At 46.6% G+C, this 12,746-nt stretch carries 4 protein-coding genes; 1 reads left to right on the top strand and 3 read right to left on the bottom strand.

Features of this window, described 5'->3' with window-relative positions; genetic code table 11:
• Window positions 1-56: 56 nt before the first annotated feature.
• The 3 genes from REI64_RS01635 to REI64_RS01625 form a co-directional block, all read right to left on the bottom strand.
• On the bottom strand, window positions 57-1,523 hold the full coding sequence (locus tag REI64_RS01635; RefSeq protein ID WP_308848337.1) for a RagB/SusD family nutrient uptake outer membrane protein: 1,467 nt from the start codon (window positions 1,521-1,523) through the stop codon (window positions 57-59).
• 15 nt (window positions 1,524-1,538) lie between these two features.
• Complete coding sequence (locus REI64_RS01630; protein WP_308848336.1) at window positions 1,539-4,733, bottom strand: SusC/RagA family TonB-linked outer membrane protein; 3,195 nt, start codon at window positions 4,731-4,733, stop codon at window positions 1,539-1,541.
• Between the two features lie 760 nt (window positions 4,734-5,493).
• Window positions 5,494-6,900 (bottom strand): 7TM diverse intracellular signaling domain-containing protein, encoded by a 1,407-nt coding sequence (locus tag REI64_RS01625; protein WP_308848335.1) that lies wholly within the window; start codon window positions 6,898-6,900, stop codon window positions 5,494-5,496.
• 581 nt (window positions 6,901-7,481) lie between these two features.
• Here REI64_RS01625 and REI64_RS01620 point away from each other — a divergent pair.
• Window positions 7,482-12,746, top strand: a complete 5,265-nt coding sequence (locus REI64_RS01620; RefSeq protein ID WP_308848334.1) for a tail fiber domain-containing protein — start codon at window positions 7,482-7,484, stop codon at window positions 12,744-12,746.

Here is a 12,746-nt window from a genome sequence, read left to right as displayed (position 1 = left end):
GATATTTTCTTTTTTGATTAAATAAAATATCTGTGTATCTGTCGCAATTATAATTTTTAAATTCCTCCGTTGGTTCCTTGCTCATCTGCAGGAATTGGCCAGATATAATTGCCCCCTGTTGGCAAAACCTGCGCTACACTTCCAATACCTCCTGTCTTTGCAGGTAATGGCTGCAAACGGCGTTGCAAATCGGCTGTTCTAAAACCTTCACCTAATAATTCTATCCTGCGTTCGGTTAAAATGGTGTTGATTAAATCCGCTTTTATTGTAACGGCAGCTGCAGGAAAAGTATAACTTGGATCCGAACGTTTCCTTACCGCATCCAACAATGCCCTTGCCGTTACCAAATCATCTGTTTCGGCTGCTGCTTCGGCATAGTTCAACAATACTTCTGCATAGCGCAGTACAGGAATATAATCTGTAAATGGACTGGCAGATTTTGGAAACTTATTCAGCACGTTCAGACCATTTTTCACGGTGATCAGACCTTTTCTGGCATCGGTAGAGGTACCACCAGATAAAGCAGAATTGGCATAAATACCAGCACTATTCAAAGAAAGAATGACTGCACCAATGTAGTTATGAGCCAATGCACTTTGCGAATCTGGACCATCTTGAGCATTAAAGGGAATGAAGAAAATAGCTTCATTTCCAGTATAACTACCGCCAAATACCGTTGCAATATTGGTTTCCAACCTATGGGTAGTAGTGCCCGAAGTATAAACAAACGGAGCCGTAGCTGTTGGTACCAGCTTCTTTGCTTCCAATACCACTTTAGGGAACTCGCCCTTGGCCAAATATACCCTTGTTTTTAAGGCAATGGCCGATGCCTTGTGCGCCCTTGAAGTATTTAAGGCATTGCTGCTATATCCGGCAGGCAAACCAGCTTCGGCCTCATCTAAATCTTTAATGATTTGATTATAGATGACTGCAACAGTAGAACGGGGCAAATTATCATTACCTGCAGAGGTTTCGGGCGTTAGTCTTAAAGGTAAACCAGCACTGGCACCTTGGTCTGTTAAGTAAGGTTTGGCATAAACCTGTACCAGAGCGAAGTAAGAAAGTGCCCTTACAAATTTAGCTTCGGCCAAGTATTGGTCTTTTAAGGCTCCGCTAACCACGGTAGAACTCCCTACCCTATCTAAGAATATGTTCGAATTGTTGATGGCCTGATAAGCCAAGCTCCACAGATTGCCCACAAAGCTATCGGTTGATAAAGCGGTGTGCTGCCAAATTAAAGCTCCTTCGGCTGCATTACCAGAGTTCTGGCTAAACTCCTCGCCTCTTTGCTCGTTAAACAAAATGTAGCGCCCACCATAGAACTGTGCTCGCTGTATTCTATAGTAAAGGTTATTTACCTGGGCTAAAATCTTATCAGGTGTGCTGTAGGCGGATAGTTCTGAGATAGAAGTTTGCGGTTCTGTATCTAAAATATCTTTGGTGCAGGATGGTGCGAGTAGAGAAATTAATCCCCCAATTAAACCAACCGCTATATATTTTTTACGTTGATATATCGTTTTCATGTGAATGGATTAAAGTTAGAATTGGAGATTTAGGCCAAAAGCAAAGGTTCTTGCATTTACCACAGCATTATGGTCTTTACCCGAGGCAATTGAATTTCCGTTGATGGAAATCTCTGGATCTGAACCGGTGTAGTTGGTAATGGTAAATAGATTGGTTGCTTGTGCATAAATCCTTAAGCTCGAAATTTTGCCATTGAACAAGTTTTGTACTGGTAGCCTATAACCCAAGGCCACATTCTTCAATTTCAAGAAAGAACCATCTTCTACCATCGCAGCATTGGTTATCGAAAAACCAGTAGACACGTTGTCAGAGAAGTACAGCTTTGGAATATCGGTTACCTGCCCCGGTGTAGTCCATCTATCTAACACGAAAGTACCATTGTTGAAATAACGTTGGTCTAGCAAATTGGCCCTGGTTCCGTTGTACAATTTGTTTCCGCCAGAGAAGATAATCCCCAGGTCTAAATCAAATCTCTTATAGCTGAAATTATTGTTCAAACCACCGTAATAGGTTGGCAATGATGGTCCTTGTATGGCACCATCCAAATAGTTGTCAATGGCTGGTGCTACAGAACCGTCTAGGTAAGTCCATTTATTGGCGGCAATATGGTTGTACTGTACCTCTCTGCCATTTCTATTAATGAAAATACGGTTACCGTTTGCTGGGTTTACACCGTTGGTTGGTACAGCCCAAATAGAACCAATCGAATAGCCTTCCCTCGTCATGTTTTGGATACCGAAATTGCTTGGTGTGTAGATGTCTGTACCGTTAGATAGTGCGGTTACCCTATTTTTTACCGTAGAGATATTAAAATTTGCATTCCATTTGAAGTTATCCCTTTGAACAACTGCAGCAGTTAAGGCCAATTCAAATCCTTTGTTGTAAAGTGAACCTACGTTGGCACTGATTACGTTGCCCGGAATGCCTTTTGATGGTGCCTGTTTTGCATCCAAAATCAGTCCATCAACTTTGTTGTTGTAATAATCTGCCTCTAATGTTAACCTATCTTTTAAGAAAGATAATACCAAACCAATATTGCTTTTTTTACTGGTTTCCCATTTCAGCTGGTCGTTACCCGCCTGAGTAAAGCCCAAAGTTGGAATACCATTGTAAGTTGCTGCGCCGTACAATCCCAATGAAGGGAAATCACCGATGTTGATGTTACCTACTTCCCCGTAACTGGCTTTGATCTTAAAGCGGTCAAAAACCGAAACAAGTGCCGAATTTTTAAAGAAATCTTCCTCAGAAAGCACCCAGCCCACAGAACCTCCATTGAAATTACCAAAACGGTTGTTTTTAGGCAATCCCGAGTAGCCATCCCTTCTAAAACTATAACTAAACAAATATTTACTTGCAAAACTGTAGTTCAAATTGGCAAAATAAGAGATAAAGCCATTTCTACTTTGCGAATTTCCACTCGGAGTGATGGTAGTAAAACCTCCCTGATAGCTATTAAAGAAAGGATCTGAAAGTCCTACACGCTGTGCGCCCCAACTATCCACGGTAGTTAAGATTTCTTCGTAACCCACCAAGGCATTTAGGCTATGCTTTTCCAGGAAAGTTTTATTGTAGTTTAAGGTATTTGCCCAATCTGTCCTATTTAACCTACGGTTGGTATTGGTGGCCGCACCATTTGCCGCACCCGCATCGCCATGAAGGCCGTTCTGAAAGCTTAAGTTTTCTATAAAAAGCTTGTTTAGACCGTAAGTGGTCTTCAACTTCAAGCCTTTCAATATTTCCCATTCTGCATAAACATCGCCCAACAAAGAGTTGCTCTCTGAGCTATATTTATCCAAATCAAGAATGAGTTGCAGGTTATAGGCATTTACGTTACCAATGTATCCAGCACTTGCCGCATTGGCATTGTTAGCGCCATAGCCCACCCGCTGTTTATCCTGTATGTTGTAAGAACCATCTTCGTTGTAAACTGCTACGTTTGGCGGCAAGATATAGGTCATGCGAGAAAGCGCATCGGTACCAATGTATTGTCCAGGTAACGAACCTGTAGCTGGCCCACGTCCCAAAGTATTGTTGTAGCCGATATGCGTGCCCAGGGTGATGTTACTAAAAAGCTTATGCTCTAGGTTAATCCGGGCTGTTTTCTGATCAAGATCATTGGTGCGCAGAATACCATTTTGCTTGCCATAAGCCAAAGAAATAAAGTAATTGGTGGCTTCTGTAGCACCAGAAAAACTCACATTGTGATTTTGGGAAACAGCATGGTGATAGGCTACATCATACCAATCCGTATTCACGGTAGAACCGTCGGAACGGGTCTGCAAAGCGAAACCTGGCTGCCTTCCCGCATTGACCATCGCTTCATTTTTGATGGTGACATATTGGGAAGCATCTAACAGTTTGGGCAAATCTGCAGGTGTACTTACGTTTACCCAAGCATCGTAGTTTACTTTGGTTCTACCGCTTCTGCCTTTTTTGGTAGTTACTACCACTACCCCATTTGCAGCTCTAGAACCATAAATGGCGGTTGCCGAAGCATCTTTCAGTACATCTATAGATTCGATATCGCCAGGGTTAAGGTTTGATAATGGGTTATTGCCCACGTTACCTCCCTGTTGCCCCGTAAAAGAAGGCACACCATCAATCACAATGAGCGGATAAATACCTGATGATATAGAGTTGATGCCCCGAATACGGAACACCGGAGCCGCATTGAGTACGCCACTTGGCTGTACAATGTTTACCCCTGCCGCTTGTCCGCCGATTAACTGATCGAAACTTTGCGCTGGTCTATTCGCGATCTGCTTTGCACTCACCCTCGCCGCAGATCCCGTAAAATCTTGCTTCTTCTGCGTATTGTAGCCGGTAACCACAATACCACTAAGCTCGTTGCTGACTTCTTTAAGCTCTACCGTAATGGGCGATCCTTTTGCAGTTACCTTTTGCTTTTCATAACCCAAATAAGAAACTACAAGATTGTAAGGAAACGATTGTCCAGTAACCAAATTGAACTTTCCATCGGCATCTGTTTGTGTCTGGTTGGTTACCCCTTCTATTTGCACTACCGCACCCGCAAGTGGTTCTTTAGTACGTGCATCTATAACCTTACCTGTAAGTTTAGAGTTAATTAATGGATTATTTTGAGCGAGAGACGAATAGGAGAGGAAAATCAGAAAGACCGAGAATAGTTTACGATATCCCGGCAAAGCCCTACCCTTTAAAAAGCGGTTGGCTTTTCCATTTTTTTGCATAATTTTACAATGGTTTTAATTAGAGAAATGAAGCAGGTTGCAACGCCAATTGAACACCTGTTTCAGTAGTTATCACCAAAGGGAAGTCTTAGGATTTCCCTTTTTTATTTAAAGTATAGTTAACACATGGGTACCTCCGGGATTTAAAAAGATAATAATTCGCTTGCCTTATTGAAATTTCGGCAGCTAATATAGAGATTAATAATTTAATCTACCAAATTAGTAGACTATTTTTTTCAATGCTTTCGTACTCATCAAAAGATATTATAGAACAAATTTTATTTACTAAAAAAACTGATCTTCAGGTTGAGCTCTAAAACGCCGTTAGTCTGTACCTACCTTACTCTGGTACTGGAGCTGCAGAACATACTATCAAAATAGCTTGGATACTCTTTCGGCAGCGAGTGTATTTCGGTAAACGTGGTTCTTCCCCACTTTTGGTGGTCACTTAGTTTTTCAACCGTTCTGATTTTGCGGATAAATAAACCTTTCCGCTATGTTATTCCGTTCCTCTGATGTATTCAAAGTTATTTCAGTGGACAATCAAACCGATCATATATGATTTTCCCTGGCGCCCGACAGCTTTCCCATCGGGCACTATCGGTCAGCCTCACCTGGCCGAGGGAGGGACCGGCCAGCAAACAAATTACAAATGGGAATGGGAGGAATTTGCGAGCGCGACGATACATTACCGCAATTTACATTTGTTGCGCATTTAAAGAACGAGCCACCGTTGAAAAGGCGTATAAACCCCTATGAATTAGGACTTGCCATAGACCTTGCCGATCGCCTGCGTGCGGCTGGTGATCTCCAGCTTATCGAAGATGTTCCTGGTATGGAACTTGATGGTATTGACCGACAGGAAGATGCGGTCGGCAATCTGGACATTGCTCAGTCCCTCGGTAATGGCCTGCAGCACCTCCACCTCACGGTCGCTGAGCCCATAGCGCCGCTGCACCTCCCCAAAGAAAGAAGCCTGCTGCCCAAGGGCGATGCGCTCCCTTTCCATTTCCCTGCGCATATAGTCCTCGATCTCCCCACGGTAATGCTGGTTCTGCCTGTCCAGGGCACGGATACGGTACATGATCGCCAAAGTAATGACCACCAGCTCGATCACACTGCCCATCTTCAGCTGCCCATAATACAAATCAAAGGTAAAGATGCCCACCTTGCGCAACAGGAAATAATCGATCGCACAGAACAGGAACAGGCCATAGCCAAACACAAAGAAACGGGCATGTACCGCACCCCTGAACTGTTTGAGCGCCAGTATCCAGAAAAAACACAAAAGCCCCAGCACCAATAGCTCTCCCAATAGGAACAACCGGTAACTATCATAGACCAGGCTCAACAGATAGGCCAATCCCCCCAGTCCCAATATCCCAAAGCACGACCGACACAGCCCAGAACGGCCCAGTCCCAAAAAACGGTGCGCAAACAGCGTGCAGGAGATGCCCATGCCCAGGTGCAGCGGTACATCGGCATGGTTCAACAGCCAGCTGCTGCTGGTCAGAAAGCTGAACAGTCCATCTGCATAGGCAATGGAAAGGGAAATAAAGACAAAGAAGATCCCATAGTACAAAAACAGCCGGTCCTTCAGGTAGAAATAAAGGAACAGGTTCAGCATCAGGAACATCATACAGGTGCCATAATAAAGTCCCAATTGGAAGAAGATCCCCGTGCTCCATCGGTTCATGTCCTCGGGCGTACGGACCATCGTCCTAAAGGATACATCCTTGCCAAAATGGGCCTGCACATAAAACGTACGTTCCCCCGCCGGCAGGCTGAAATCTGGTGCCCCGAAACGGTTGCGCAACTGCGGAAAATCGTTTCCCCTGCGCTCGACCAGCAGCAGTGAACCGCCCTGCAGCCTATAGAGGGAAACCGTATCCAGGTGCTCGTTCTCGATGAACATCACCAGTCCCCCCTGCTCCAGCACTTTATCAAAATCGATACGGAACAGATAAGTCCCCCTGTTGTCCATTACCGGAAGGTCACTGGCCTTCTCCAATGGCCGGAAGCTAAGCCCCCCGATATCCCGCAGGTCCAGCGGCCCCGGACTATGGTAAAAGGACACCCGATAGGGCAACTGCCCGGCCATGGCCAAAGTACCACTGCCACAGAGCAGCAACAGCGACCAGACCATATAAGTGAATATATTTTTCATTTTCTACTGTCACAAATCTACAAAACTACCCGAAAGTATAGGCAAATTTTAAACAAACCCTGTTAGTTTTGGCCACGATACCACTGCGTCCATCATCCCTTTTTAAACAGCCCTTACCATGAGTCCTACGCCAAAGCCTCTCTTTCCTTTCAGACCTATCATCCTTTGCTTGATCTTAACGCTATTGACCGTATCAGCCATTTCCCGCTGTACCCGGAAGGCAAGCCACTATGACCAGGGGCTCAACGGCAACTACCTTTCCATGAGCCAAAACCAACGGCCATATGCCTCCATTCCATTACCTCTCATTTTACATCAAAAAAACACCAAACACTCAAAAACTATCCAAAAGTATAGGCTTTTCCAGGTCGCTCCCGACTAGTTTTGCCACCAGAAATCAAACCAATTTCCATTTTAACCCACAGACAATTGTTATGAAGAAATGTTACGCCCTCTTGTTATTAGCCGGACTAGTTGCTCAATTGGAGCTCAAGGCCCAGGTAGGTATTGGCACGGCCACACCAGATGCCAGTGCACAACTGGAAATCATCTCCACCTCCAAAGGGTTATTGATCCCAAGATTGACCCAACAGCAGCGCAATGCCATCACCACGCCTGCCAACGGACTACTGGTCTACCAGACTGACCAGAGCGCTGGTTTCTATTTCTATGACCAGCACCAATGGAAGAAATTGGCCGGCAGCAGCGAAGTACAGGCAGGAACCCCCGGCAGCAATGGCAATACCATCTTGAGCGGGAACGCTATGCCCCAAAACGCCACCGGCAACAATGGAGATTTCTATCTCCATACGGCCACCGCTACCCTTTACGGACCAAAGGCAAACAATGTCTGGCCTTCAACCGGCATCAACCTGACCGGACCACAGGGCGAAACAGGCCCCACGGGAACCTTCAGCGGTACGCTTAGCGGCGACATTACCGGAACGGCCAGCGATACCAAGATTGCCAACGATGCCGTAGCTACACAAAAGATCAGGGATGGCGCCGTGACCAACGACAAGATCGCCACAGGCATCCATGCCTCCAAAGTTGGCCTGGGCAATGTCAACAACACCAGCGATGCCGACAAGCCTCTTTCAACAGCAACAACCAACGCCCTTGCCCAGAAAGAGAATACGGCAAACAAAGCAATAGACCTGACCGACCCAGACCACACCAAATACCCAACCACCAAAACGGTAGTAGATGCACTCATGGTTGCTTATTCGGTCTATAATGGAGGCCTGATCATGAAGGAAACTTCAGAGAATAAGGTCACCGACCTGAATGAGCCGGACCATACCAAGTTCCCGACCACCAAGGCGGTAGCCGATGCATTGGACGTAAAGGAAAACATGGCCAATAAGGCTACCAACCTGGCAAATGCAGATGATACCAAATATCCTACCACCAAAGCCGTAGCTGATGCGATAACCAGTGCCGCCACCACCAGTGCAAGCGCTATGGCACAAAAGGAGAACACCGCTAACAAAGCAACCAACCTCACCGATGCCGATGACACCAAGTTCCCCACCACCAAAGCCGTAGCTGATGCCATTACGAGTGCCGCTACCACCAGTGCAAGCGCTATGGCACAAAAGGAGAACACTGCTAACAAGGCAACCAACCTCACCGATGCGGATGATATAAAATTCCCTACCACCAAAACCGTAGCTGATGCGATAAGCAGTACATCCGGAAACCTTTGGTCGAAACAAGGTAATGCGGGCACTACCAATGCCGACTTTATTGGCACTACCGATAACCGACCACTATCCATTAAAGTGAACAACCAGAACGCCGGACATATAAGCAATATCAGCCGAAGCATTTTCTTAGGCTACCTTGCTGGAAAAGATTACAATTCGAACAGAAATACTGGCTTTGGCTACAGTGTACTTAGCCAAAACACTACAGGAGAATACAACACCGCCGTAGGTGAAAGTGCACTAGCTTCGAATACCAATGGAGTTTTAAACACAGCCATGGGCGCCGGTGCCCTATTATCAAATTCAAGTGGAAAAGGAAATAATGCTTATGGAAACGATGCAATGCGCATGAACGATTCTGGCGCCTACAACTCGGCTTTCGGCATGGGCGCTCTTCGTTCAAACACGAACGGGGTAGACAACACAGCTGTTGGGGGCGGGGCACTTTCAAACAATACCAGTGGTAAGGGTAATATAGGAATAGGTGGTGGCGCAAATGTAACTTCCGGGGGGCTTTCCAATGCCACGGTTATTGGCCACCTCGCTACAGTAGATGCCAGCAACAAGGTACAAATCGGCAATAACGATGTTACAGCCGTAAAATTGGGCGGTACTGCCGCCGTGCTGGAAACTGCACAGATCAAACTTACAAGTGGTTCTCCTGGTGCAGGCAAAGTTTTAACCTCGGATGCCAATGGACTGGCTTCTTGGAGTGCTCCAGCAGTTACTATCGCCGATTTGGGGAACAAGGAAAATACTGCCAACAAAGCGACGGACCTGACAGATGCCGACAATACCAAATTCCCAACGACCAAAGCTGTATCCGATGCACTGGCCAGTGCTGCAGCAAATGTTTGGTCGAAGCAAGGGAACGCAGGTACCACTGATACCGACTTTATCGGCACCACCGATAACAAACCGTTACTTTTTAAAATCGATAACGAAAAGGCGGGTCAGATCACAAATACCTCCCGAAACACTTTCTTGGGCTACCACGCAGGAAAGGATACCAATAGTGGCAAAAATACTGGTTTCGGCTACCTCGCACTTGGCAAAAATGCCAGCGGAGAAGAAAATGCCGCACATGGAGCCGACGCATTGGCTGCTAATACTGCCGGTAGCTGGAATACCGCTCTGGGAACCCGTTCACTTGGATCAAACCTGACCGGACACAATAATACCGCAAATGGCCGCGATGCGCTGAGTGCCAACACTTCCGGACATTACAATACCGGGATCGGGACGGCCTCACTTTCCTCCAATACAACTGGTAACGAAAATACCGGTATTGGGCCAGGCGCACTTTCCAGTAACACTTCCGGCAATGGCAATACCGCAGTGGGTATGATGGCCAATGTCGCTTTCGGAAATCTTAGCAACGCTACCGCTATTGGCTACACTGCCATTGTAAATGCCAGCAATAAAGTACAGATTGGTAACGAAGACATCACCGCTGTAAAGCTAGGTGGCAGTTCGGCCGTACTCGAAACTGCGCAGATCAAGCTGACTGGTGGTTCGCCTGGACCAAACAAGGTACTTACTTCAGATGCAGCTGGACTTGCCAGCTGGACCACACCAACAGTTACCAGTACCGATTTGGGAAATAAGGAAAACACGGCCAATAAAGTAACTGACCTCACCAATGCCGATGATACCAAGTTCCCTACGACCAAAGCGGTAGCAGATGCCATCATAACTGCCACGGCCAGTTCTTGGTCAAAGCAGGGCAATGCCGGCACCACCAATGCAGATTTCATAGGTACTACTGATAACCGCCCATTGCTCATCAAGGTAAATAATGAAAAAGCCGGCAAAATAGAACAATCCACTTCGGGAAACACTTTCTGGGGATACATGGCTGGCAATTCGACTACAAGTGTCCGAAATACAGCATCCGGTTATCAAGCTTTATTGTCTAATATTAATGGAGCCTGGAACACCGCAAATGGATATTCGGCACTTTCATCAAACATTTCAGGCAGTATCAACACTGCGGTTGGATATGCAGCACTTGCCAGCAATACTACTGGTACCCAAAACAATGCCATTGGGGCTTCCACACTGCTTACCAATACAACCGGTTCCAATAATACAGCTTTAGGAAATGACGCACTTTCTAATAATACTATTGGGAGCAAAAACACTGCTTTAGGTGGTTCTGCAAACGTTTCTTATGGTGCTACAGAGAACGCCACCGCCATTGGCTATGGTGCAATGGTAAATGCCAGCAACAAGGTACAGATAGGCAACAGCGATGTTACTGCTGTAAAATTTGGCGGCACAAATGCGGTATTGGAAACAGCACACATTAAACTAACAGGCGGTTCGCCAGGAGCTAACAAAGTGCTTACCTCTGATGCCAATGGTTTGGCAAGCTGGACCACACCAACAGTTACCCCTACAGCTTTGGCAGACGCTATCACAACTGCCACAGCTACCGTTTGGTCAAAGCAGGGCAATGCCGGTACCACCAATGCAGATTTTATCGGCACGACCGATAACCGGCCATTGCTCTTTAAGGCAAACAACAGAAATGCCGGCAAGATTGAGGTGAGTTCCTCAAACGCCAGTACCTTTTGGGGCTATATGGCAGGCGAGGCTAATTATGCAAGAAACAACACTGGAATTGGCTATGGGTCACTCTTTAAAAACACGGCTGGCATTTTCAATACCGCTACAGGCACATATTCTTTGTCATCGAACACATCTGGAGATGGCAATACCGCAAACGGAAATAGCACCTTACAGAACAACACCGAGGGATGGGGCAACAGTGCTACGGGCAATTATGCGCTAAACATGAACGTTTCAGGAGGATCCAATACCGCCAACGGCTCATATGCACTTCTATTAAATAGTACTGGAAATTACAATACAGCCATTGGCCACCTGGCATTATCCAAAAACCAGACTGGTTCCAACAATACGGGCATCGGAACGCTGGCTGATGTCACCAGCAATGACCTTTCCAATGCAACCGCGATAGGCCATAATGCCCTTGTAGATGCCAGCAATAAAGTACAGATTGGCGACACCTTCGTGACCAGTGTCAAACTTGGCGGCACTGCTGTCGTACTGGAAACCGCACAGATCAAGCTTACAGGCGGCTCGCCAGGAGCTAACAAGGTACTTACCTCTGACGTCAATGGTCTGGCCACTTGGGCTACACCACAGGCTAGTGGCTGGGGACTTACCGGAAACAGTATCGCTACAGATGGTTCCGCATTCATCGGCACCACCAATAACCAGCCGCTAATTATAAAGGCCAACAACCAGAAAGCAGGTAAGATTGATATTACCGATGCCCTGGCCAATACCTTCTGGGGCTACCAGTCGGGAAATGCCACTACCGTAGGGAAATACAATACCGCAAACGGATACAAGGCCCTAGCTGCAAATACCGGTGGCGTACATAACACCGCAACGGGATACAATGCACTTGCCTTCAGTACCGGTACCGGCAACACCGCTATAGGCTCGGAGGCGATGCTGTTGAATAATGGTGGAATCTATAACACTTCAATCGGCAGTGGCTCCCTATCCGCAAATGTCAGTGGCTATTACAATACAGCTATTGGTTTCAATGCCGATGTAGCTGAAAGCAACTTAACCAATGCCACCGCTATCGGCTACAATGCCAAGGTGGATGCCAGTAACAAAGTCCGTATCGGAAATGGCAACGTTACCATTATCCAGGGCCAAGTGGCCTTTACCAACGCCTCGGACCAACGCTTCAAAACGGCCATCACGCCAATGGACAAGGGTCTGGATTTTATCCAACGCCTAAAACCTGTCAGCTACCAGATGAAGAACAGCAGCGACAAGCGAATCAACTGGGGCTTCATTGCCCAGGACATCGAGGCACTTGTAGGCACCGAAAATGCGGTGCTGACCATCGGCAACGATGCTGAGCGCAGCCTTGGCCTGCGCTACACCGATTTCATTTCCCCGATGGTAAAGGCCATGCAAGAACTGGCACAAAAGAACATGCAGCTGGACCAGGAGAACCAACAACTGAAACAACAGTTACTGGCCATGCAACAGAAGGAAAGCGAATTCTCGGCCCGATTGGAAAAGATAGAACAAATGCTGGACAAGGGACAGCAACAGGCCACTACCGAAGAAAAGAAAAAATAG

Source organism: Pedobacter sp. (assembly GCF_031119335.1).
GTDB lineage: Bacteria > Bacteroidota > Bacteroidia > Sphingobacteriales > Sphingobacteriaceae > Pedobacter.
This window is presented reverse-complemented; position numbering and strand designations above follow the sequence as displayed.

Bases quoted from the DNA above. Each gene is read 5' to 3' on its own strand.
- REI64_RS01635 (WP_308848337.1), bottom strand. From the start codon at position 1,523: ATGAAAACGATATATCAACGTAAAAAATATATAGCGGTTGGTTTAATT.
- REI64_RS01630 (WP_308848336.1), bottom strand. From the start codon at position 4,733: ATGCAAAAAAATGGAAAAGCCAACCGCTTTTTAAAGGGTAGGGCTTTG.
- REI64_RS01625 (WP_308848335.1), bottom strand. From the start codon at position 6,900: ATGAAAAATATATTCACTTATATGGTCTGGTCGCTGTTGCTGCTCTGT.